This window comes from Actinoplanes couchii, assembly GCF_016862075.1.
Classification (GTDB): domain Bacteria; phylum Actinomycetota; class Actinomycetes; order Mycobacteriales; family Micromonosporaceae; genus Actinoplanes; species Actinoplanes couchii.
The window spans coordinates 91,342-113,539 of the sequence record NZ_BOMG01000044.1 but is presented as its reverse complement, the minus strand read 5'-3'; the positions used below and the strand labels follow the sequence as shown (position 1 = coordinate 113,539).

Below are 22,198 nucleotides of genomic sequence, written 5' to 3'. Positions count from 1 at the left end.
GAGGGAAACGTTTGGTGAGGCCCTTACGGCCGACCCCCGGTGTGCCAGCACCGGAGGCCGGCTCTTCCGAGCCCTGGACCGGCCCGGAACTGCTCAACTGGATACGCAACTACTTGAACTGTGAGGACCCAGTGAACCTCAGCAAACTTAGCGCACGGCGGGTCAGTCGGCGATCACTTGTGGCGGCGGTCGCTGCGACGACGCTGGCGCTGACCGGGTGCAGCAGCGGTGGCGACGACGAGCCGGTCGAGAAGCCGACCGGCCCGGTCACCATCAAGGTCTGGGCGTGGTACCCGGAGTTCCAGGGTGTCGTCGACCTGTTCAACAAGACCCACTCGGACATCAAGATCGAGTGGACCAACGCGGGCACCGGCCAGGACCAGTACACCAAGCTGCAGACCGCGCTGAAGGCCGGCAAGGGCGCGCCCGACGTGGCGATGCTCGAGCTGCAGGAGATCCCGACCTTCCAGCTCACCAAGCACCTGGTGGACCTCGGCAAGTACGGCGCGAACGACGTCAAGGGCGACTACGTCGACTGGGCGTGGAAGCAGGTCAGCTCCGGTGAGCAGGTCTACGCGATCCCGGTCGACGCGGGCCCGATGGCGATGATGTACCGCGACGACATCTTCAAGAAGTACAACCTGACCGTCCCGACCACCTGGGACGAGTACAAGGCGCAGGCCGAGAAGCTGAAGGCCGCGTCCGGGGGCAAGTCCTTCATCACCGACTTCGGCGCCAACGACGGCGGCTTCCTGAGCGGCCTGTTCTGGCAGGCCGGCGCCCAGCCGTACACCTACGACCTGGCGAACCCGTCGAACATCGGCGTCAACCTGAACAGCGCCGAGGCCAAGAAGGTCATCACGTACTGGGAGGGCCTGGTCAACGGCGGTCTCGCCGACACCACCGCGTTCCACACCACGGACTTCTACAACGGGCTCGGCTCGGAGAAGTACGCCACCTACATCGCGGCCGGCTGGGGCCCCGGCTACATCCAGGCCAACGCCGCCGCGTCGTCCGGCAAGTGGAAGGTCGCGCCGCTGCCGCAGTGGGCGGCCGGCGAGAACAAGCAGGGTGACTGGGGCGGCTCCTCGTTCGCCGTGACCGACCAGGCGAAGTACCCGGACATCGCGGCCAAGGTCGCCATGGAGATCTTCGGCGCGAAGAACACCGAGGCCTGGAAGATCGGCATCGACAAGGCGTTCCTCTTCCCGACCGCCACCCCGATCCTGGAGTCGGCCGACTTCAAGAACAAGGAGTACGACTTCTTCGGCGGCCAGAAGGTCAACGAGGTGTTCGTCCCGGCGTACAACGCGATCGGCCCGTTCTCCTGGAGCCCGTTCAACAGCTACAACTTCAACCAGCTGACGACCGGCCTGAACCAGGCGATCGAGAAGAAGTCCTCCTGGACCGCTTCGCTGGACGCCGCGCAGGAGAACGTCAAGACCTACGCCACCCAGCAGGGCTTCAAGGTTCAGTAATGACCGAGGTCCAGACTTCCCCCGCGGCCGCTCCGGCGGCCGTGGGGCCCTCGGCGAAGAAGGCGGGACGCCCCCGGTGGCGGGAGGCGACGACCGGCTGGTTGTTCGTGCTGCCGTTCGCGGTGCTGCTGGTGGCGTTCCTGCTGCTGCCGATGGCGTACGCATTCAAGATCAGCCTGTACCGCTCGACGCTGATCGAGGGGGAGGTCTTCGCCCTCTTCGACAACTACAAGCAGGCGATCGACGACCCGCTGGTCCGTGAGGGCGTGGTCCGGGTGCTGATCTTCGGCCTGGTCCAGACCCCGGTGATGATCGGGATCGCGCTGGTCGCGGCGCTGCTGATCGACGCCACCACCTCGCGGTTCTCCCGGTTCTTCCGGCTCGCGGCCTTCGTGCCGTACGCCGTCCCGGTGGTCATCGGCACCCTGATGTGGGGCTTCCTCTACAGCGACAGCATCGGCCCGTTCTCCGGCCTGGGCATCGACTTCGTCTCCGGCGACACCGTGCTGGCGTCGCTGGGCAACATCGTGACCTGGCAGTGGGCCGGCTACAACATGATCGTCATCTACGCGGCGCTGCAGGGCCTGCCCCGGGAGATCTACGAGTCGGCCCGGATCGACGGCGCCAGCGAGGTGCAGATCGCGCTCCGGATCAAGACGCCGATGATCTCGTCGGCGCTGGTCCTGGCCACCCTCTTCACGATCATGGGCACCCTGCAGTTCTTCACCGAACCGCTGATCCTGCAGCCGCTCAACCCGGGCGCGGTCACCCAGCACTACACACCCAACGTCTACGCCTACAACCAGGCGTTCTCGTTCCAGCAGTACAACTACTCGGCCGCTATCTCGTTCCTGCTCGGCGCGGTGGTGTTCGTCGGGTCCTACATCTTCCTGTTCGCCACCCGGAAGCGGAGCGCGCTGAAATGAGCCTGAAAAAGGGCAGCGTCGTCGCGCACCTCGCGATGGGCCTGATGGCGATCTACTTCCTGCTCCCGTTCTGGTGGCTGCTGGTGGCCGCGACCAAGGACAACGACGGCCTGTTCCAGTCCGCGTCGCTCTGGTTCAGTGACTTCAACCTGTTCGAGAACCTGAAGCTGCTGTTCAACCAGGAGAACGGGATCTACCTGACCTGGCTGCGCAACTCGGCGTTCTACGCGGTGGTCAGCGGGGTCGGCGCGACGGCGATCTCGGCCCTGGCCGGGTACGCCTTCGCCAAGCTCCGCTTCCCCGGCCGCAACGCCCTGTTCGCCCTGCTCCTGGGCCTGATCATGGTGCCCGCGACGGCGCTGGTGCTGCCCACCTATCTGCTGATGGCGCAGGCCGACCTGATCGACTCGGTCTGGGCGGTGATCCTGCCGTCGTTGCTCAACCCGTTCGGCGTCTACCTGCTGCGGGTGTACGTGCACGACTCGATCCCGGAGGAGATGCTCGAAGCGGCCCGCATCGACGGCGCCGGCGAGTTCCGGGTGTTCACCAGTGTGGCGCTGCCGGCGATGAAGCCGGCCCTGGTCACCGTCCTGCTGTTCAGCATGGTCGCGTCCTGGAACAACTTCTTCCTGCCGCTGGTGATGCTGAGCAACGACGATCTCTATCCGCTCACCGTCGGGCTCCGGGCCTGGTACATGTCCGCGATCATGGGCAACGGCGGTGCGGCGACCTTCAACGTGATCATCACCGGTGCGCTGGTGGCGATCGTCCCCCTGATCGCTGCCTTCCTGATGCTGCAGCGGTACTGGCGCGGTGGCCTGACCATCGGCTCCGTCAAATGAGTAAGGGTTAACAATGCTCCGTGCGCGTGTCGTATTGAACCCGGGCGCCGTCGTGGCGCCGGTCAGCCGCCGGACCTTCGGCTCGTTCGTCGAGCACATGGGCCGCTGTGTCTACACCGGCATCTACGAGCCGGGCCACCCGCTCGCCGACGAGGACGGCTTCCGCACCGACGTGCTGGCGCTGGCCCGCGAACTGGGTGTCTCGATGGTCCGCTACCCGGGCGGCAACTTCGTCTCCGGTTACCGCTGGGAGGACGGTGTCGGCCCGCGGGAGCAGCGTCCCCGCCGCCGGGACCTGGCCTGGCGCAGCATCGAGACCAACGAGGTCGGCATCGACGAGTTCGCCAAGTGGGCGGAGAAGGCCGACGTCGAGATCATGTACGCGGTCAACCTCGGCACCCGTGGTGTCCAGGAGGCCCTCGACGTGCACGAGTACGTCAACCACCCGGAGGGCACCGCGATCTCCGAGCAGCGCCGCGCGAACGGGGCGGAGAAGCCGTACGGCATCAAGCTCTGGTGTCTCGGCAACGAGCTGGACGGACCCTGGCAGACCGGGCACAAGACCCCCGAGGAGTACGGCCTGCTCGCCGCCAGCACCGCCCGGGCGCTGCGGTCCGCGGAGCCCGATCTCGAACTCGTGGCCTGCGGCAGCTCGTCGTCCAGCATGCCGACGTTCGGCACCTGGGAGTCGACGGTGCTGGAGCACGCGTACGACGTGGTGGACTATGTCTCCTGCCACGCGTACTACGAGGAGCACGACGGTGACCTGGGCTCGTTCCTGGCGTCCGCGGTCGACATGGACTTCTTCGTGAACAGCATCGTGGCCACCGCGGACGCGGTCGGGGCCCGGCTGAAGAGCACCAAGAAGATCAACATCTCGTTCGACGAGTGGAACGTCTGGTACCTGTCCCGGTTCCAGAACGCCCCGCTGCCCGAGGAGTGGAAGGTCGCCCCGCGGGTGATCGAGGACCGGTACAACGTGGCCGACGCGGTCGTGGTCGGCAACCTGCTGATCTCGCTGCTCCGGCACAGTGACCGGGTGACCGCCGCCTGCCAGGCGCAGCTGGTCAACGTGATCGCCCCGATCATGACCGAGCCGGGCGGGCCGGCCTGGAAGCAGACCATCTTCCACCCGTTCGCCAAGACCGCCGCCCTGGCCAAGGGTGACGTGCTGCGCCTGCACATCGACGCCCCGACCTACGAGACCGCGAAGTACGGCGCGGCCCCGCTGGTCGACGCGGTCGCCACGCACGACCCGGCCACCGGCGACGTGACGGTCTTCGCGGTCAACCGGGACGTGACGAACCCGGTCGAGTTCAGCGTCGACCTGAGCGCCTTCGAGGGGGAGTTGTCCGTCGCGGAGTCCTGGATCCTCGCCGACGACGACGTCTACGCCTACAACACCAAGGAGGCGCCGGAGCGGGTCGAGCTACGTTCCTTCGACGGCGTCACGATCGACGGCGGCACCGTCACAGTCACTCTGCCGAAGGTCTCCTGGAGCGCGATCCGCTTCACCCGGTAGAAAAAGTGTTATCGGTCGCGGCTGGAATACGTCACGGAAATAGACCTTAAAGCAGCTTTAAAGGCTCTGGGGGTACGGCTTTCCGCAGGTCATGATGGCGAGCGTTCGTTGCTGTCTGCCTTCGGAGGTCGCACCCCCATGCGCCGTAAAAGGAGCTTGATCCTGGCCTCGGTGGCCACGGTCGGAGCACTCGCCACCGCCTGGATCGCCCTGCCCGCCTCGGCGGCCGAACCCGCCGCCTCGGTGCGCACGATCGAGAACTGGGGCACCGGCTGGCAGAACGAGGTGACGATCACCAACAACGGATCGTCCACCATGTCGTCCTGGAAGGTCGAGTTCGACCTGCCCGCGGGCAGCGCGATCGGCAGCTTCTGGGAGGCCGACATGGCCACCGCCGGCAGCCGTCGCACCTTCACCGGCCGCTCCTGGAACGGCACCCTGGCGGCCGGCGCGAGCACGAAGTTCGGCTTCGTCGGCTCCGGCGCGCAGCCGGTCAACTGCAAGCTGAACGGCAACCCGTGTGTGGGCAGTGACCAGGTGGTCGTGACGACCCCGCCGACGGCCGTCCCGACCACGGTTCCGGCCACCACGCCGCCGACCACCCGTCCGACCACGGAAGCGCCGACGGCCGCACCCACGACGACGGCGCCCACCAAGAAGGACGAACCGGTCCCTCCGGCCAGTGACCTGCTCCCGGTCACGCTGACCAACGACAGCGGGCGCAACCAGCCGGTCTTCGTCTACGTGCTCGGCGTCAACCTGGAGACGGGCAAGCTCGGCTACGTGAACGCGGCAGGCGCCTTCACCCCGTGGACCGGTGGCGGCCCGGTGCCGGTGCCCGCCCCGGACGTGGCGATCCCCGGCCCGGCCAACGGCTCCAGCACCACGATCAAGGTGCTGAAGAACATCTCCGGCCGGATCTACTTCTCGTTCGGGAAGAAGCTCGACTTCAAGATCACTGGCGACGGCCTGGTCCAGCCGGCCCCGTGGGCGGGCGCCGACCCGAACCGGGACATCCTCTTCGACTGGAGCGAGTTCACCCTGAACAGCTCGGGTCTGTGGCTGAACAGCTCGCAGGTGGACATGTTCGCGGTGCCGCACGTCGTCTCGGTGACCGGTGGCAGTGGCAGGACCAGCAAGACCGGTGAGGTCGTCCCGGGCGGGCGGCAGAAGGTGATCGACGCGGTCAAGGGCAACCCGGACTTCGCCAAGAGCATCGTCACCGGTTCGGACGGCACCGTGCTGCGGGTGCTCGCCCCGGGCAAGGCCGCGGACGCCGGTCTGATGAGCCCGACCTATCTGGACTCGTACATCGGCAGCGCCTGGAACGCGTACACCGGCAAGAGTTTGACCGTGGTGCCGTTCGGTGACCGTCCCGAGGTGAAGTACACCGGGCGCACCACCGGGGACGTCATGAACTTCACCGACGGCACCGGCAGGACCGTGGCATCGTTCACCAAGCCGTCCACCGCGAACGTGTGGGGTTGCGACGGTGCCCTGAGCGCCCCGAACGACCAGATCGTCGGCCCGATCGCCCGGACCCTATGCGCGGCGCTGTGGCGGACCACGCTCGGCACCCTCGACACCCAGCCCGGCGGTACGGCTGCCGACTTCTACCAGAGCGGACCGGCCAACACCTACGCGAAGGCCGTCCACGACAACATGAAGGACGGCAAGGCGTACGCCTTCGCCTTCGACGACGTGCAGAATCAGGAGTCATTGGTCCACGACGGAGACCCGCGCGCGGCCGGGATCACGCTGAGTCCGTTCTGATCTTCTACATCGACGAAGCCCACTCTGCAAAGAGTGGGCTTCGTGCGCTATGTGGCAACGATCACTCGATGGTCGTCTACGTAATACTGCGCAGGCCGGGCCGCGTTTGACCCTCCGCGGAGCGCCCCGTCGCGCCGCGTGCAAGTTTCCTTCCCGTGTCCGGCCGGTTAGCCTCCCCTCAGGTTAGGTAAGGTTTACCTTATTGGAGGCCCCCGTTGGAGCGGTCCGATTCACCGCATCTGTTCTCCGGGTCCACACTCGACGCCTATACGTCGGGCGTGTGGCACGCGTCGGCACTACTGGCCGGCCGGGTGAAGGCAGTGCGGCAGCCGTACTCCGGCGCCACCGTCCCCGAGCTGCAGGAACAGGTCGACGCCGTCGACCTGGACCGGCCGCTGGGTGACACCGGAGCGGCACTGCACGAAGTCGCCCGGCTCTACCTGGACAACGCTGTCTGGTTCCACGAGCCCACCTACGTAGCGCACCTGAACTGTCCGGTGGCGATCCCCGCGCTCAGCGCCGAAGTGCTGATCTCCGCGGTCAACTCGTCGGTGGACACCTGGGACCAGAGCACCGCGGGCACCCTCATCGAACGCCGCCTGATCGACTGGACGGCCGGCCGGATCGGTTTCGGCCCGGGCGCCGACGGCATCTTCACCAGCGGCGGCACCCAGTCCAACCTGCAGGCCCTGTTGCTGGCCCGCGAAGAGGCCCTGGAGAGCCGCAACCGTGCGGCGAGCCTGGAGCGGTTGCGGATCTTCGCCACCACCCAGAGCCACTTCAGCGTCAGCAAGTCGGCCGGGATCCTCGGCCTGGACGCCGACGCGGTGATCGGTGTCGCCACCGACCACACCGGCCGGATGGACGCCACGGCCCTGGCCGTCGCGATCGACGACGCCCGCCGGGACGGGGGCATCCCGATGGCCGTCGTCGCCACCGCGGGCACCACCGACCTGGGCCGGATCGACCCGGTCGCGGAGATCGCCGAGATCTGCGAGCGACAGGGCATCTGGTTGCACGTGGACGCCGCGTACGGCTGCGGCCTGCTCGTCTCCCCGCGCCGCCGGCACCTGCTGGACGGGATCGAACGTGCCGACTCGGTGACCGTCGACTTCCACAAGAGCTACTTCCAGCCGGTCAGCTCCAGCGCGATCGTGGTGCGCCGGGGCGAGACGATGCGCCGGATCGCGGTGCACGCCGACTACCTCAACCCGCGGACCGCGGCCCTGCCGAACCAGGTCGACAAGAGCCTGCAGACCACCCGGCGCTTCGACGCGCTGAAGCTGTGGATGACGCTGCGGACCATGGGCTCGGACCAGATCGGCGACATGTTCGACACGGTCATCGACCGGGCCGCTGACGTGCACGCGCTGATCGAGGCGGACTCCGACTTCGAGGCGCTGGCCGAGCCGACGCTCAGCACCGTGCTGTTCCGCTTCCGCCCGGCTCACCTGAGTGTCGCCGAGTGCGACGACCTGATGCCGAGACTGCGGCAGCGGCTGTTCTACGGCGGGCGGGCGATCGTCGCCGGCACCAGGATCGGCGGCCACTACTGGCTCAAGTTCACCCTGCTCAACCCGAACACCACGATGGACAATCTGCGCGACGTACTGGACCTGATCCGCGGGATCGGGCGCGAGATGACCGGCGAACGCGACGAGGCCGCGGCGGTGATGGCCTGATGCGTACGTACGACTTCGTGGCCATCGGTGTCGGCCCGTTCAACCTGGGGCTGGCCGCCCTGACCGAGGATCTGCCGGACGTCGACGGGATCTTCCTGGAGCAGCGGCCCGAGTTCGACTGGCACCCCGGGCTGATGCTCGACGGCGTCACGATCCAGGTGCCGTTCCTCGCCGACCTGGTCACCATGGCCGACCCGACGAACCGGTTCTCCTTCCTCAACTACCTCAAGCAGGTGGGCCGGCTCTACCCGTTCTACATCCGGGAGAGCTTCTTCCCGCTGCGTGCCGAGTACAACGCGTACTGCAGGTGGGTGGCCGGGCAGTTGCCCTCGATCCGGTGGAACACCCGGGTCGACACCGTCACCCACGACGGCTCCGGCTATCTGGTGCAGACCGCCGGCGGTGAGACGTTCCGGGCCCGCAAGCTGGTGCTCGGCATCGGCACCGAGCCGCGGGTGCCGGCCGTCGTGGACCAGGGCCCGTACGTGCACAGCGCCGACTACCTGTCCGCCAAGCAGCAGCTGCAGACGCTGGAGTCGATCACCATCGTCGGCAGTGGGCAGTCCGCCGCCGAGATCTACCTCGACCTGCTCAACGGCATCGAGACGTTCGGTTACCACCTGAGCTGGATCACCCGGTCGCCCCGGTACTTCCCGATGGAGTACACGAAGCTGACCCTGGAGATGACGTCCCCGGACTACATCCGGTACCACCAGGCCCTGCCGATGGACGTGCGCGATCGTCTCGGCCGGGAGCAGCGCAACCTCTACAAGGGCATCAGCGGCGACCTGATCGACACGATCTACGAGACGCTGTACGCCAAGAGCCTCACCGGCCCGATCCCGACCACGCTGCTGAGCAGCACCGCGCTGGAGGGCGTGATCTGGGACGGCGAGCGCTGGACCCTGGCCCTGGAGCACCAGGAGCAGGGCGACTCGTTCACCGCGACCACCCACGGGCTGGTCCTGGCCACCGGTTACCAGCACCGGGTTCCGTCGTTCCTGGACCCGGTCCGGGACCGGATCAACCGGGACGCCCGCGGCCGGTTCGACGTGACCGCGGACTACGCCGTGGACACCGCCGGGGACGAGATCTTCGTCCAGAACGCGGCCGAGCACACGCACAGCGTGACCGATCCTGATCTGGGCATGGGCCCGTACCGGAACAGCGTGATCCTCAAGGCGATCACCGGCCGGGAGATCTTCAAGGTCGAGGAGTCGATCGCGTTCCAGCAGTTCGGCGCCCCTAAGGCCGACATTCCCCGTCAGTTGGTGAAGCGATGAGCGAGCTTGCGAGCGAATCAATAGACACAGTTGAGTGCTCGTCGGGTCACCGGAGCGCAGCGGAGGTGACCCGATGAGACTCGTACCGCTCGATCTTGATCGTGATCTTGATCTTCTCCATGAATGGGTGACGCATCCACGGTCGCACTACTGGGGGTTGCAGGACGCGACGCCCGAGCGGGTGCGCGAGGAGTACCAGGGGTTCCTCGACAACCCGCACTACGACGTGTGGCTCGGCCTCGACGACGACGAGACCCCGCTGTTCCTCGCCGAGACCTACGACCCGGTCCACAGCGAGCTGGCCCCGCATTACGAGGTGCGCCCCGGCGACATCGGCATGCACGTGCTGGTCGCGCCGCCGACCCGGAAGCGCTCCGGGGTCACCTCCGCGGTGATGCGCGCGGTGATGGACCACTGCTTCGCCGACTCCCGGATCGAACGGGTGGTGGTCGAGCCGGACGTCCGCAACGAGGCGATCCACCGCAAGAACGCCGAGGTCGGCTTCGTCGTCGACCATGACGTGCCCCTGCACGGCAAGACCGGGCGGCTCAGCTTCTGCACCCGGATCGCGTACGAGATGAGCGTCCCGCACCTGAGCCCGGAGGCCATCGAGTTCGCGCACCGGCGGCTGATCGCCAAGGCCATCGCCGAGTTCAGCCACGAACGCCTGATCACGCCGGTCCTGGACGACGGCAACGCGCAGTACCGGTTCGGCGAGCACACCTTCAACGCCAAGCGCTACCCGCTCGAACACTGGGTGATCGACCCCGACTCGATCGACGGGCCGCTCGACGCGCTCGACTTCATCGCCGGCCTGCGCGAGACCCTCGGCATCCCGGAGAAGCTGCTCGGCACGTACCTGGAGGAGATCTCGGCGACCCTGGCCGGGACCGCCTGGAAGTTCGCGCACCGCCGGGAGACCGCCGACGACCTGGTGCACGCGAGCTTCCAGACCATCGAGGCCGCGATGACCGAGGGGCACCCCGGTTTTGTCGCCAACAACGGGCGGATCGGTTACGGACTGCGCGACCACGAGGCCTACGTGCCGGAGGCCGGGCGGCCGGTCCGGTTGCGGTGGGTCGCGATCCTCAAGGTCAACAGCCTTTTCGTGTACGACGGGGAAGAGCGCGCGTTCTTCGAGGCGGAACTCGGCGCCGATCTGGTGTCCCACTTCGAGCAGCAGCTGCGTGGCCACGGCCTGGACCCGGCCGACTACCGCTACCTGCCGGTGCACCCGTGGCAGTGGGAGCACAAGGTCACCGTCACGTTCGCCCCCGACGTGGCCCGCCGGGCGATCGTCCCGCTCGACGCCGGCCCTGATCGTTATCAGGCACAGCAGTCGATCCGCACGTTCTTCAACCTGGACCGGCCGGACCGGCACTATGTGAAGACCGCGATCGCCGTGCAGAACATGGGCTTCCTGCGCGGGCTGTCACCCAAGTACATGCAGGCCACGCCACCGATCAACCAGTGGGTGGCGGACCTCGTCGAATCCGATGCTGAGCTGCGGGCCTGCCGGTTCGGGGTGCTGCGCGAGCTGGCGTCGACCGGGTACACCGGCGACGCCTACCACCGGACCGGCACCCCGTCGGCGTACACGAAGATGCTCGCCGCCCTCTGGCGGGAGAGCCCGGCGCCGCGCCTGGCCGAGGGGGAGCGGCTCGCCACCATGGCCAGCCTGCTGCACCGGGACCGGGACGGGAACGGCCTGGCCACCGCCCTGATCCGGGAGTCCGGCGTGGCCCCCGCGGCGTGGGTGGCCACCTACCTGCGCGCCTACCTGCGGCCGGTCGTGCACTGCATCCTGCGGCACGACCTGGCGTTCATGCCGCACGGCGAGAACCTGATCCTGGTGCTGGAGAACCACGTGCCGACCCGGGTGTTCATGAAGGACATCGGCGAGGAGGTGGCGGTGATGAACGACCAGCCACTGCCGCCCGAGGTCGAACGGATCCGGATCGCGGTCAGCGACGAGTTCAAGGAACTGGCGATCTTCACCGACGTCTTCGACGGTTTCCTGCGGCACCTCGCCGGAATCCTGGACGCCGACGGGGTGCTCAGCGCGGCCGAGTTCTGGTCACTGGCCGGCGACTGCGTCCGCGAACACGCCAAGGACCACCCGGATCTGGCCGGGCGGCTCGACCTGCTGCGGCCCACGTTCGCACACTCCTGCCTGAACCGGCTGCAGCTGCGCAACACGCTGCAGATGGTCGACCTCACCGATCAGGCCAGCTCGCTGATCTTCGCCGGTGAGCTGGAGAACCCGATCGCTTCATGAAGCTCTACCGCGACTCTTATGGGATCCCGCACCTGCGGGCCGGCTCGGTCCTTGACCTGGCCTTTTTGCAGGGGCGGGTGACCGCTCTTGATCGGGGCCGCCAGATCTCGGTGGAGAAGCGGCGGTCCGAGGGGCGGCTCGCCGAGGTGGCCGGGATTGACGAGCTGCCGTGGGATCGGTTCGCGCGGCGGGTGCGGTTGGACGACACCGCGCGTCGCTGCTACGAAAATTTGGATATATCGACACAGGAGTGGGTTGCGGCTTATACCGACGGCGTCCGGGCCGGCGGCGTCGAGTGGCATCCGTGGTCGTCGTACGGCGTCTTCCTCGTGCAGCAGATCCTGTTCGGGACGGTCGGCAACAAGATGTGGCGGGCGCACGTCGAGCGGACGCTCGGCCCGGCCGCCGTCTCCTGGTTCGCCGTCGAGGGGCCGGGCGGATCCGGCAGCAACGCCTGGACGAACGGTGGAGAGATCGCCGGGGATCCACATCGGCTGATCGAGCTGCCCGGCGTCTACCAGCAGATCCGTCTCGCCTGCCCGTCGTTCGACGTCGCCGGGCTCACCTTCCCCGGCGTCCCCGGGGTACAGCACTTCGGGCACACCGGGTCGGTGGCCTGGGCGATCACCAACGCGATGGCCGACTATCAGGACCTGTTCATCGAGGAACTGCGGGACGGCTCGGCGCGCGGCCCGGACGGCTGGGAGCCGGTGGACGCACACCAGGAGACGATTCTGGTACGGGATTCCGAACCGGTCGTCGTCGATGTCGTGGAGACGGCCCGGGGGCCCGTCGTCGACGGGGCGCTGAGTATGCGTACGCCGGCCAGGGTCGCCTTTGATCTGGGTTTCGACGCCCTTCTGCCGTTGTTGCACGCGACGACGGTGGACGATGTGGCGGACGCGCTGTCGCGGTGGGTGGAACCGGTCAACAGCGTTCTGACCAGCGATTCCACCGGGCGTACCCTGCAGTTGACGGTCGGGCGGGTGCCGCAGCGCGACGAGCGGAACCGGCTGGTGCCGGTGCCCGCGTGGGAGGCCCGGTACCAGTGGGAACCCGGGTGGGAGCCCATGTACCGGTCGCCGGTCACCTCGGCGGTCAACGCCAACGACCGGCGACCCGATACCGAGCCCTACGGGGTGGATTTCGCACCGCCCGGCCGGGCCGACCGGATCCGCCACCTGCTCTCCCACGGTGTGCCGCACGAGTTGATCCACATGGACACCGACGTGCCGTCCGATTCGGATCAGGCTGGGCAGCGGATGGCGCGGCAGGCGGCGGTGGCTCGGGCGGTCTGTGGACTCCCCGAACTCCAGCCGCTTTTCGCACCCAGCGGCCACGACCCGATCTTCGCCCCGTGGACCGACCCGCGCGGCCGCATCGGCGTCGCCTTGGACGGGGTGCTCGACGGTCTCGGCCTGGATCCGGCCACGCTCGTGTCCGGCCCCGGGGAGACCGGCGCCTGGGGTGACCGGCACCTGCTGCACCCGATCCAGCTGCCCGGGCTCGACGCCGACGTGCCGCCGGTGCGGTTGAGCGGCTCGGCGGCGTGTGTCCTGAACACCGCCAGCGTGCCCGGCGTCAGCGACCTGTGCTGGCGCGGCCCGGTGGCCCGCTACGTGTGGGACCTGGCCGACCGTTCGCGCAGCCGCTGGATCGTCCCGTTCGGCGCCTCCGGCGACCCGGAGTCGCCCCACTTCCTGGACCAGTTGCCACTGTGGGCAGCAGGTTCCCTCATCCCGCTGGTCACCGACTGGGACCGGCTGTCACCGGACGGAACCCTCTCATGATCGTCTTCACGGAGAAGCTGCCCGGCCTGGGCGAGCTGGTGATGATCCGGTTGGACCCGGTGGCCCACGCCCCCCTGGTGCACTCCTGGGTGACGAAGGACCGCAACCGTTTCTGGGGCATGGCAGGCCACAGTGTGGAGAAGGTGTCCGAGATCTACACCTTCGTCGACGGCCTGGACAGCCACCACGCCTACCTGCTCCTGCTGGACGACCACGCGATCGGCATCTTCCAGACATACGAGCCCGCCGAGGACCCGGTGTCCGAGTGCTACCAGGTCCAGCCCGGCGACTTCGGCCTGCACCTGCTCCTGGACGCCGGCGACAAGAACCTCCCCCACATGACGAGCAAGGTCTTCCCGGCCCTGCTACGCCACCTGTTCACGGACAGGTCCCACTCCCGAATAATCGCCGAACCAGATATCCACAACACCCGAATGATCACCCGCTTACAGCGAGAGGGCTTCACCCTGGGCCCGATCATCGACCTGGGCCACAAACGGGCCCAACTGACATTCCTCGATCGCCACCGTTTCGAAGGATCGGGCAAGTAGGCGATCCTCGATCGGGGGATGGGCCTTGATACGAGACCAGATGCGTGGGCAAACTGGTCTCGTATCGAGCCGTGAGCCGGATCCGTCCCGTTAGTTCCAGCCCCTCACCAGCGCGATTACCGCGACCGCCAGACCAAGGATTTCGATCACCACCAGAACCGTTCGTCGGCTCGGCTTACGCCATGGCCTGTGGCGGGGATCGGCTGTGTTCTTCTCACCCTGAGGGGGCGACTTGGGTGTCGTCGACTCGTGGTAGCGGCTATTGTCCATAAGAACTCCTTACTCGTGCCCAAGCGATGTGGGAGGGTTTTGGGGGCGATGGCCGTTGCACCGGCCGTCGCCCCTTCTTGTTCGGTCCACATTGGTAGTGATGACCCCTGCCAATTTAGACCCAGCGCCCACCTTGATGTAGGCGCGATAAGAATGGCGGACTTGTTGTCCGGCATGGCCTTGAGCGCCTTCAGTGATCGTGATTTCACATGAGGTCCCAGGTAGGGGCCGGTCAGGGCGGGCAAGATTCAAGGTTTGCTATCCGCTGAAGTTTCGTTCTAATGGGTGCATACCCGCTAGAGGGAAAGTCGGACAACATTGTCCTTCAATGGGCCACGATGGGACGGTGTTGACCGCAGAGAACGCTACAGATACGAATTTTGTCGGCCCGCTTGATCCAGACATGGTGACAACGGTGGCGGAACTGGGCCGGCAGTTGACGCTGATGCGGCTGAATGCGCCCCGCCCCACGCCCGCTCATGAGCCGCTCACGCTTCGCGAGTTGTCCCGGAGCACCGGGATTCCACGCAGCACGCTGGGTAACGCCGAGTCCGGTCGCATTCTGCCTCGTGCGCGAGTCGTCTACGCCTTCGCCAAGGGGTGCGGAGTCGCCGAGGAGCAGCTTGCCGTCTGGACAGAGGCCCGCAACCGGCTGGCTCATGCCGTGCGTAATCGTCGTCGCGACCCCGATTACGCCTTGGTCGGAGAGGTGGCCCGACGCCTGGCCGAATCCTCCGGTGATGCTCCTCTTCAGTTGGCTCGGAGGGCGGTGGAGTCCCGATCGCCCAACGGTGTCACCGCTGATCTCGACAAGGTTCTCGAGGCTATGTCACCAGAGGAATGCGCTGAACATCTCGAGCTGATGCCGCCGGCTGCCGCTGCCGCCTGCCTGCATCTTCTGGCCCCACAGCGTGGCGCATGGGCACTGGAGTTCCTGGACCGGGGATTGGCGGCCATCCTGTTGGAGGCCGAGGACCCGGCGATGGCCGCGGAGCATCTTCAACTCCTGGACTTCCACATAGCCCGGCAGGTTCTGCCGTTGATCCCTACTGCGACGACATCGTCCATCCTGGGGAACATGCCCCGGCACGATGCCAAGGTTCTGGTGTCGCGAATGCCGATGGCCTGGACCAGCGCAGTGGTGCTGAACGAGGTGGTACCGGTAGCGATGGCGGCGGACTTGCTCCTGACCATGCAACGCGGACAGCGGAGCCGGGTGCTCGAAAGTGCCGAGACCTCGCGAATCGTGGGGCTGTTGTCGGCCCTGGCGTCCCACGAGGCCGGCAAAGTCCTCCGGGGTTTGTCCGCAGCACAGGTGAAGTGCATCCTGATGGAAATGCCGGACATCAAGGTCGCCCGGATTCTGGGTGAGCTTCCCGTCGCGGGTGTGCCGGATCTGCTGACGACCGGAACCATCGAGAGAGCCGCGACGCTTCTGACCTATCTGTCCGTCGGGCGCGCAGCCGAGGCGCTGAACCAGATCGGTCCCGACCGCCGGGCGGCCATCCTGACCCGGCTTCCGGTCGACACGCGTCACGGGATCGAGCAGGCTGTCGCCGAGCAGCCCGTGCATCAGGCAGTCTTCCTCGGAACGACCTTTACCTGACATCAAGGGTGGTTATCGTTCCGGCATGGAGTACCGGGGTGAGTTGCGGAAGACCGGGGGGAACACCACCGGCTTTCAGATTTCTGACGAACTGGTGAGTGGGCTCGGTGGGGGTGGGCGGCCCAAAGTTGTCGTCGCCGTCGGGGACTTCGAGTTCCGGTCGTCGATTGCCAAGATGGGTGGGGTCTACTGGCTCGGGGTCAGTGCTGAGCGCCGGGCTGCCGGTGGGCTCGAAGGTGGGCAGGTCTACGACCTCACGATCGTGCTGGACGAGGCTCCCCGTACCGTCGAAGTGCCTGAGGATCTTGCTGCCGCCCTGGCCTCGGAACCGGACACCAAAGCGTTCTGGGACACCGTCTCCTTCAGCAATCAGCGGTGGCACGCCGAGCAGCTGACCGCGGCGAAGACCGCCGAGACCCGCGCCCGCCGCCTGGCGAAATCGCTCGACCTGCTGCGTGCGGGCAAGGCCCGCTGACGGTCACAGCGGGCGGTACGCGATCGACGGGTCGAGCAGGGTCACCCAGGACGGGCGGTACGCGGGCAGCCGGCCGTCCATCTCCTCCTGCAGGTTGGTGCGCCACGGGCCGGACACGCCGTCGTCGTGCCACCAGGTCGGCCAGGAGTCGTAGCGGCGTTCCACGTTGACGCCGGTGGCGCTGGTCTCGACGCGGAGGAAGAGCCACCTGCCGTACCGCGGATCGGATTCGGCCCGCCGTAACGCCCGGACCAGCTCGGTCAGCCGGCGGAACGCCGCGTAGCGTTCCTCGTCGGGCCGGTCGGCGGGTGGGTTCTCGCCGGGCTGCGCGCTGAAGCTGGTGGCGTCGGCGTAGGCCAGCAGCGAACACCTGCCGTCCCCGTGTGGCGCGCGGTCCTGCAGCCAGCCGACCAGGGTGTCGAGTTCGCCGGTGGTGGGCGGCGCGGGCCGGGACAGTTCGGGCGCGTCCTGCATCGCCGACCAGACGAGCCGGTCGTGTTCGCCCTGGCTGAGCTGCCGGATCCGGCGCATCGGCGGGCGCCGGCCGGGCCGGATCCGGGGCGCGGCACTGCCGGGCAGCAGGCCACCGCGGCGGGCGCCGTCGAGGGCGGCGTCGACGTCCGGCGGGGTGTCGGTGAGGATCTCGGTGAGCAGGTCGGTGAAGTGGCCGGCGGTGATCTCGGCCCGGACCGCGGCGGCGAGCAGTTTCTCGGCGGCCTGCCGGGGGCCGAACCGGCTGAGCGCGACGACGGTGCTCTCCGCGGTGAGCAGCGGCCCGGTCATGTCGGTCATCCCGTCGGTGAACCCGTCCGGGTAGCGGACCCGGCTCCAGCGGCCGCTCTCGCGCCAGATCACGAAGCCGAGCCGGTCGCGTTCGGCGAGCGGGGACAGGGTGTCCCAGGGCAGCCAGTCGGGGGCGCCGGTCAGCAGATCGAGGGACGGGTCGAGGTCGCGGCGGTGCCCCCAGAGCACCGCCCGCCGCCCGTCGAGCAGCGCGAACCGGGCCCAGCTGCCGTCCTCGTCCTGTCGGCCGGCGCCGAGGTCGTCGACCGCCCAGATGCCGGGCCGGCCGAGCGCCGCGTAGGTGGCGCTCAGCGTCGCCCAGCGGGTCCAGAGGAGTCCGGGGGCGGGCAGGTCGACGTTGCTCAGCATTCGTCCACTGTGCCAAATTGTCGGCGCACTGGCATCGCCCCCCTACGATGCGAGCGTCATCGATCAAGGGGGATCTGTATGCCGATTACACGATCACGTCTCCTGGCTGCCGGGGTGCTCAGCGCCGCGGTTGCCGTAGCGGGCGCTGTCGCGGTGCCCGCAACCGCCCAGGCGGCTGGTAAGACCGCGACCACCAGCGCGGCCGAACGCCGCAGACTGGACAAACTGCCGACCCCGAAGCTCGGCTGGTACAAGTGTTACGGCACCGCCGAGTGCGCCACCGTCAAGGTGCCGCTCGACTACGACAAGCCCAAGGGCGCGAAGACCGAGATCGCGGTCCTGCGGGTGAAGGCGAAGAACCAGAAGGCCAAGATCGGCAGCCTGTTCGTCAACCCGGGCGGCCCGGGTGGCTCGGCCACCGCGATGGCGGCCGACGCCCCGCTGTTCCTGAGCGACGCGGTGCTGGAGAAGTTCGACGTCGTCGGGGTCGACCCGCGCGGCATCGGCGCCAGCGCCAACATCAAGTGCTTCAAGTCGGTCAAGGACCAGACCGCCGTCTTCAACAGAATGAACGTGGCGTTCCCGCTCGGCAAGACGCAGGAGCAGCGGTACATCAGCGGCGCCCAGTCGTTCGGCAAGGCGTGCTCCACCACCGGCAAGACCCTGGCCGGCGCGATGTCCACCTCCGAGGTGGCCCGCGACATGGAACTGATGCGCCGCGCCGTCGGTGACAAGAAGCTGACCTACCTGGGCTTCAGCTACGGCACCGCGCTCGGCCAGTACTACGCGAACCTGTTCCCGGACCGGTTCCGCGCGATCGCGATCGACGGCAACATCGACCCGCGGCAGTGGGCCGGCACCGGCTCCAGCGGCAACCAGATCCTGGACGCCGGATGAAGTCGGCTGACGGCGCCACCAAGGCGCTGTGGGAGATCCTCAAGCGCTGTGACGTCGCGGGCGAGGAGTACTGCTCGTTCGCCGCCGGCAACCCGATCACCAACTTCAAGTCGGTGGCGGCGAAGCTGCGGGCCAAGCCGCTCGTCATCGAGGACGAGACCGGCACGTTCACCCTCACCTACGCGGACTTCGTCGGCGGGCTGCTGAGCTACATGTACTCGCCGTACGCCGGTGAGGTCGTCACCTCGCTGATCTCCGAGGTGGCCGCGATGCAGGCCGGTGGCGCCGCGGCGGCGTCGGCGAAGGTGGCGCTGCGCAAGCGGTACGACGCCGGGCGCAAGGCCGGTTACGACTTCCCGTACGACAACAGCTTCGAGGCGCAGAGCGCGGTCATCTGCACCGACGGCAAGCACCCGAAGAACGCCAGTGGCTGGCCGGCCTACACCGCGGCGCGTGACCTGCAGGCGCCGTACTTCGGCCGGGTCTGGGGCTGGCTGAGCGTCCAGTGCGCGAGCAAGACGTGGACGGTGCGGGACGAGGACGCCTACCGTGGCCCGTTCAACAAGCGGACCAAGGCCCCGGTGCTGATCGTCGGCAACTACTGGGATCCGGCGACCAACTACGCCGCGTCCGTGTCGGCGAGCAAGCTGACGCCGAACTCGCGTCTGCTGACCAGCGACAACTGGGGGCACACCGCGTACGGCACGGGTGCCTGCGCGACCGGCGCCATCGACCGTTACCTGCTGACCGGCAAGGTTCCGGCGGCCGGCACCAAGTGCAAGGCCGACCACCAGCCGTTCACCGAGCCGCTGTCGGCCGGTGAGGAGCCGGACCCGGGCGCCGACCTGTCGACGATGTCGGCGGCCACGCCCGGTAAGAAGCTGCCGCCCGTCGTGGCGCCGCAGCCCGTGTCGGTCCTCACCGGCACTCGCTGATCGTCAGGGGGGACGCCGGGCCGTCACGCGGCGCGGCGTCCTTCCCGGCTGGGCTTCCAGTCGGCGCTGTCGTGACTGTCCTTGGTCAGTCCGGCGAACGAAGCGATCAATACCAGGGCGAAGAAGACAACAAGTGTGATTCCCATGCGTACCAGCGTGGTCCTGTTCTGCGCCCCGGAACAGTGGCAGGAATGCCATACATCTTCAAGAAGCTGCCAACCTGCGGGTAGGGTGACCGCATGTTGAGAAGCGTCGCCGTGATCGCCATGGACGAGGTCGCCGTCTTCGAGATGGGCGTGCTCTGCGAGCTGTTCGGCTACGACCGCACCGCCGAGGGCCTGCCCGCCTACGAGTTCGCGGTGTGCAGTGTCGGTGGCGCCCCGGTCACCACCCACGCCGGTTTCACCGTCACCCCGTCGTTCGACCTGTCGTTCGCGGAGACCGCCGACCTGGTCGCGATCGCCCCCAACGACACCCGCGAGGCCCCGCCCGAGGTGCTCGACATGCTGCGCCGGGCGCACGACCGCGGCGCCTGGGTGATGAGCGTCTGCACCGGCGCGTTCACCCTCGGCCGGGCCGGGCTGCTCGACGACCGCCGCTGCACCACCCACTGGCGGCACACCGACCGGCTGGCCGCCGAGTTCCCGCGCGCCAAGGTCGACCCCGGCGTCCTCTACGTCGTCGACGGCAACGTCCTGACCAGTGCCGGGACGGCCGCGGCCATCGACGCCGGCCTGCACCTGGTCCGCGAGGAGCAGGGGTCCGCGGTCGCCGCCCAGCTCGCCCGCCGGATGGTCATGCCACCGCACCGCGACGGCGGCCAGGCCCAGTTCATCGAGGTGCCGATCCATTCGTCGGTCGACTGCGAGACGATCCAGCCGCTGCTCACTCACATGCTGGAGACCCTGGACGAGACGCACACCGTCGACACGATGGCCGATCTGGTGCACATGGCCCCGCGCACGTTCGCCCGCCGCTTCCGCTCGGAGACCGGCGCCACCCCGCACGACTGGCTCACCAACCAGCGGGTCCTGCTGGCCCGCCGCCTGCTCGAGGACACCGACCTGGGCATCGACGCGATCGCCACCCGCGCGGGTTTCGGCAGCGCCCAGACGTTGCGGCACCACTTCACCCAGCGCCTGTCGACGACACCCCAGAACTACCGGAGCACCTTCAAAGCCAAACCCTGACCCTTCTGCCGGTACGGGATCGACGTGGCCCCCGACCGCACCGGCAGATCCCGCCCCGCCCGCGAGGTCCGCGCCACTGACGGACCGCCCGGCGACCGCCGGGCCGGATGCGGCCCACACCGGCTACACCGCCCGTCCCCGCGCGGCTCCTGCGCCGGTCCCGTCAGCGGCGGGGCAGTTCGGTCTGGGCCGCGGACAGCCAGTCGAGGGCGTGCTCGAGATCGATCGCGGTGGCCCGCCGGCGACGGGAACGGTGCCCCCGGGCGGCAGCCGCACACGCCTCGATGCGCCGGCGAAAGGCGGCGTACCGATAGGGATCGTCGATGGCCGCGGGCCCGCCGGGATCCACCCGATCCCACCGCCGCCGCAGCCGCCGGAGGACCACCACCGAGATCAGCCCACCCCAGAGCCCCACCACACTGACCAGCGCCAACAGCAGCGGCCCGACCACAGCGCCGCCCAGTCCCCACAGAACCGCCCCCGCCACCAGGACCCCGGCCGTGCCACCGAGCAGAACCGCCACCGGATCCACTTCGGCCCCCGGCAGTGTTCTTCCCCGCCCCGCGGCGACCCGGACCTGTTGCCGAACCTGACCGAGCCGGGCGAACCCCAGCCGATCGGCCCGGTCGGCAACCCAGTCCCGGCTCTGCGCATCGGTGACCACCGCATCGAGATCCCGGGCGATCCGTCCCAGCCGGGGCCGGGCTTCCCCGGAGAACGGATCCTCCCGCACCGAAAGCCGCCTCTTCACGGCATGTCCTCCCCAGGGCGGGCCGGCAGATCGTCCAGGTGGCGTTCGACGCAGTCGACGGCCTGGCAGAGAAGCTGGTCGGCACGGGCGAGCCGCCGGATCACCGGATCGGTCCGGATGGCCCGGCGCAGCAGTGGCGCCGACCAGTCGGCGGGCCCGGCCTGCCGCATCGCCACCGAAACGAGCCGGACCCGGGCATCCAGGAGCCGATCCGGAATCGCCGCCGGCCCCGGCCCGGCCCGATCACCGGTCAGCGGACCACGCGAGCCACCGATCCGCCCTTTGCCGTGGGCTTCGTCGTTCGTCCCGGACGGGAATCGAAGACCCGGGTCGGCGAGTCTTCCGGTGCCGAGGTGTGGGCGCTCGATGCCGTGGGGGAGCGGCGACCGGGACAGGCGGTGGCGGCCCAGCGCCGCTGCCGTCCGGCGGGAGACCCACGGGGTCACGGCGGCGGTCAGCAGGACGGTCACGGCTGCCGTGACCACCAGCCCGGCCGTCGACAGGCCCACCGCGGAACCCACGGTGGTGGACAGGAACACCAGCAGGAACGTCACCGTGGTGGCCGCCAGGACCTGGACCGGGGCCGCCAGCACACCGGCCGCCTCGGTCAGCGCGGCGTCCAAGGCGGACAATCGGGTGCACGCGGCACGGATCCAGAGGTGGCTGATGTCGCCGGCCGCGGTCAACTCGGCCAGGGTGTCGGCCACGAGCGCGCGGACGGCGTTCAGTTCGGCGTAAGGGACACGACCTGACATCCGTCGAGCGTCGCATCACCTCGGCTCCGAGGCTGTCGTGTT

At 68.3% G+C, this 22,198-nt stretch carries 19 protein-coding genes; 15 read left to right on the top strand and 4 right to left on the bottom strand.

Annotation, left to right across the window (positions count from 1 at the left end; translation table 11 throughout):
- Window positions 1-179 precede the first annotated feature (179 nt).
- The 12 genes from Aco03nite_RS16965 to Aco03nite_RS16910 all read left to right on the top strand — a co-directional run bounded on the left by Aco03nite_RS16965 (window position 180) and on the right by Aco03nite_RS16910 (window position 16,476).
- Window positions 180-1,478: an ABC transporter substrate-binding protein gene (locus Aco03nite_RS16965; protein WP_203796315.1), complete on the top strand. Its 1,299-nt coding sequence runs from the start codon at window positions 180-182 to the stop codon at window positions 1,476-1,478.
- Complete coding sequence (locus Aco03nite_RS16960; RefSeq protein WP_203796314.1) at window positions 1,478-2,404, top strand: carbohydrate ABC transporter permease; 927 nt, start codon at window positions 1,478-1,480, stop codon at window positions 2,402-2,404. The genes Aco03nite_RS16965 and Aco03nite_RS16960 overlap by 1 nt, the downstream gene beginning before the upstream one ends.
- Window positions 2,401-3,246, top strand: coding sequence for a carbohydrate ABC transporter permease (locus Aco03nite_RS16955; RefSeq protein WP_203796313.1), 846 nt, complete (start codon window positions 2,401-2,403; stop codon window positions 3,244-3,246). The genes Aco03nite_RS16960 and Aco03nite_RS16955 overlap by 4 nt, the downstream gene beginning before the upstream one ends.
- A 13-nt stretch (window positions 3,247-3,259) precedes the next feature.
- Window positions 3,260-4,768: an arabinosylfuranosidase ArfA gene (arfA, locus tag Aco03nite_RS16950; protein WP_203796312.1), complete on the top strand. Its 1,509-nt coding sequence runs from the start codon at window positions 3,260-3,262 to the stop codon at window positions 4,766-4,768.
- Window positions 4,769-4,906: 138 nt separating this feature from the next.
- On the top strand, window positions 4,907-6,541 hold the full coding sequence (locus tag Aco03nite_RS16945; protein ID WP_203796311.1) for a beta-1,3-glucanase family protein: 1,635 nt from the start codon (window positions 4,907-4,909) through the stop codon (window positions 6,539-6,541).
- 239 nt (window positions 6,542-6,780) lie between these two features.
- The gene (locus Aco03nite_RS16940; protein ID WP_444978837.1) at window positions 6,781-8,223 is read left to right on the top strand and encodes a pyridoxal phosphate-dependent decarboxylase family protein; all 1,443 of its coding nucleotides are present in this window, start codon (window positions 6,781-6,783) and stop codon (window positions 8,221-8,223) included.
- Entirely contained in the window at window positions 8,223-9,506 is a 1,284-nt protein-coding gene (locus Aco03nite_RS16935) for a lysine N(6)-hydroxylase/L-ornithine N(5)-oxygenase family protein (protein ID WP_203796309.1), read from the top strand. Before Aco03nite_RS16940 ends, Aco03nite_RS16935 begins: the two co-directional genes overlap by 1 nt.
- 73 nt (window positions 9,507-9,579) lie before the next feature.
- Window positions 9,580-11,784: a GNAT family N-acetyltransferase gene (locus Aco03nite_RS16930; protein ID WP_203796308.1), complete on the top strand. Its 2,205-nt coding sequence runs from the start codon at window positions 9,580-9,582 to the stop codon at window positions 11,782-11,784.
- On the top strand, window positions 11,781-13,574 hold the full coding sequence (locus tag Aco03nite_RS16925; protein WP_203796307.1) for a penicillin acylase family protein: 1,794 nt from the start codon (window positions 11,781-11,783) through the stop codon (window positions 13,572-13,574). The genes Aco03nite_RS16930 and Aco03nite_RS16925 overlap by 4 nt, the downstream gene beginning before the upstream one ends.
- Window positions 13,574-14,125, top strand: coding sequence for a GNAT family N-acetyltransferase (locus Aco03nite_RS16920; RefSeq protein ID WP_203796466.1), 552 nt, complete (start codon window positions 13,574-13,576; stop codon window positions 14,123-14,125). The genes Aco03nite_RS16925 and Aco03nite_RS16920 overlap by 1 nt, the downstream gene beginning before the upstream one ends.
- 616 nt (window positions 14,126-14,741) lie before the next feature.
- The gene (locus Aco03nite_RS16915; protein ID WP_203796306.1) at window positions 14,742-16,001 is read left to right on the top strand and encodes a magnesium transporter MgtE N-terminal domain-containing protein; all 1,260 of its coding nucleotides are present in this window, start codon (window positions 14,742-14,744) and stop codon (window positions 15,999-16,001) included.
- Window positions 16,002-16,026: 25 nt separating this feature from the next.
- Window positions 16,027-16,476, top strand: coding sequence for a YdeI/OmpD-associated family protein (locus Aco03nite_RS16910; protein WP_203796305.1), 450 nt, complete (start codon window positions 16,027-16,029; stop codon window positions 16,474-16,476).
- Window positions 16,477-16,479: 3 nt separating this feature from the next.
- Here Aco03nite_RS16910 and Aco03nite_RS16905 read toward each other — a convergent pair whose 3' ends face one another.
- A complete protein-coding gene (locus Aco03nite_RS16905; RefSeq protein ID WP_203796304.1) occupies window positions 16,480-17,628 on the bottom strand; it encodes a hypothetical protein in 1,149 nt (382 codons plus the stop codon).
- Between the two features lie 78 nt (window positions 17,629-17,706).
- Here Aco03nite_RS16905 and Aco03nite_RS52960 point away from each other — a divergent pair, with 78 nt between their 5' ends.
- Both Aco03nite_RS52960 and Aco03nite_RS52955 read left to right on the top strand, forming a co-directional pair.
- Window positions 17,707-18,525 carry an alpha/beta fold hydrolase gene (locus Aco03nite_RS52960; RefSeq protein WP_239145219.1) on the top strand — a complete coding sequence of 273 codons (819 nt, stop codon included), beginning with the start codon at window positions 17,707-17,709 and terminating at the stop codon, window positions 18,523-18,525.
- Window positions 18,522-19,460 (top strand): alpha/beta hydrolase, encoded by a 939-nt coding sequence (locus Aco03nite_RS52955; RefSeq protein ID WP_239145218.1) that lies wholly within the window; start codon window positions 18,522-18,524, stop codon window positions 19,458-19,460. Before Aco03nite_RS52960 ends, Aco03nite_RS52955 begins: the two co-directional genes overlap by 4 nt.
- Before the next feature lie 23 nt (window positions 19,461-19,483).
- Here Aco03nite_RS52955 and Aco03nite_RS54085 read toward each other — a convergent pair whose 3' ends face one another.
- Window positions 19,484-19,606 carry a hypothetical protein gene (locus Aco03nite_RS54085; RefSeq protein WP_275415875.1) on the bottom strand — a complete coding sequence of 41 codons (123 nt, stop codon included), beginning with the start codon at window positions 19,604-19,606 and terminating at the stop codon, window positions 19,484-19,486.
- Between the two features lie 93 nt (window positions 19,607-19,699).
- Between Aco03nite_RS54085 and Aco03nite_RS16895 the strand changes: the two genes are divergently transcribed.
- Window positions 19,700-20,650, top strand: a complete 951-nt coding sequence (locus Aco03nite_RS16895) for a GlxA family transcriptional regulator (RefSeq protein ID WP_203796303.1) — start codon at window positions 19,700-19,702, stop codon at window positions 20,648-20,650.
- Between the two features lie 163 nt (window positions 20,651-20,813).
- On the opposite strand, the gene Aco03nite_RS16890 is transcribed toward Aco03nite_RS16895, so the two are convergent.
- Entirely contained in the window at window positions 20,814-21,401 is a 588-nt protein-coding gene (locus Aco03nite_RS16890) for a hypothetical protein (protein ID WP_203796302.1), read from the bottom strand.
- Complete coding sequence (locus Aco03nite_RS16885) at window positions 21,398-22,156, bottom strand: hypothetical protein (RefSeq protein WP_203796301.1); 759 nt, start codon at window positions 22,154-22,156, stop codon at window positions 21,398-21,400. The genes Aco03nite_RS16890 and Aco03nite_RS16885 overlap by 4 nt, the downstream gene beginning before the upstream one ends.
- Window positions 22,157-22,198 lie beyond the last annotated feature (42 nt).

Excerpts from the sequence above, each read along its gene's own strand:
- Aco03nite_RS16960 (WP_203796314.1), top strand. The coding sequence starts at position 1,478 with ATGACCGAGGTCCAGACTTCCCCCGCGGCCGCTCCGGCGGCCGTGGGG.
- Aco03nite_RS16955 (WP_203796313.1), top strand. The coding sequence starts at position 2,401 with ATGAGCCTGAAAAAGGGCAGCGTCGTCGCGCACCTCGCGATGGGCCTG.
- arfA (WP_203796312.1), top strand. The coding sequence starts at position 3,260 with ATGCTCCGTGCGCGTGTCGTATTGAACCCGGGCGCCGTCGTGGCGCCG.
- Aco03nite_RS16945 (WP_203796311.1), top strand. The coding sequence starts at position 4,907 with ATGCGCCGTAAAAGGAGCTTGATCCTGGCCTCGGTGGCCACGGTCGGA.
- Aco03nite_RS16935 (WP_203796309.1), top strand. The coding sequence starts at position 8,223 with ATGCGTACGTACGACTTCGTGGCCATCGGTGTCGGCCCGTTCAACCTG.
- Aco03nite_RS16930 (WP_203796308.1), top strand. The coding sequence starts at position 9,580 with ATGAGACTCGTACCGCTCGATCTTGATCGTGATCTTGATCTTCTCCAT.
- Aco03nite_RS16925 (WP_203796307.1), top strand. The coding sequence starts at position 11,781 with ATGAAGCTCTACCGCGACTCTTATGGGATCCCGCACCTGCGGGCCGGC.
- Aco03nite_RS16910 (WP_203796305.1), top strand. The coding sequence starts at position 16,027 with ATGGAGTACCGGGGTGAGTTGCGGAAGACCGGGGGGAACACCACCGGC.
- Aco03nite_RS16905 (WP_203796304.1), bottom strand. The coding sequence starts at position 17,628 with ATGCTGAGCAACGTCGACCTGCCCGCCCCCGGACTCCTCTGGACCCGC.
- Aco03nite_RS52960 (WP_239145219.1), top strand. The coding sequence starts at position 17,707 with ATGCCGATTACACGATCACGTCTCCTGGCTGCCGGGGTGCTCAGCGCC.
- Aco03nite_RS52955 (WP_239145218.1), top strand. The coding sequence starts at position 18,522 with ATGAAGTCGGCTGACGGCGCCACCAAGGCGCTGTGGGAGATCCTCAAG.
- Aco03nite_RS54085 (WP_275415875.1), bottom strand. The coding sequence starts at position 19,606 with ATGGGAATCACACTTGTTGTCTTCTTCGCCCTGGTATTGATCGCTTCG.
- Aco03nite_RS16895 (WP_203796303.1), top strand. The coding sequence starts at position 19,700 with ATGTTGAGAAGCGTCGCCGTGATCGCCATGGACGAGGTCGCCGTCTTC.
- Aco03nite_RS16885 (WP_203796301.1), bottom strand. The coding sequence starts at position 22,156 with ATGTCAGGTCGTGTCCCTTACGCCGAACTGAACGCCGTCCGCGCGCTC.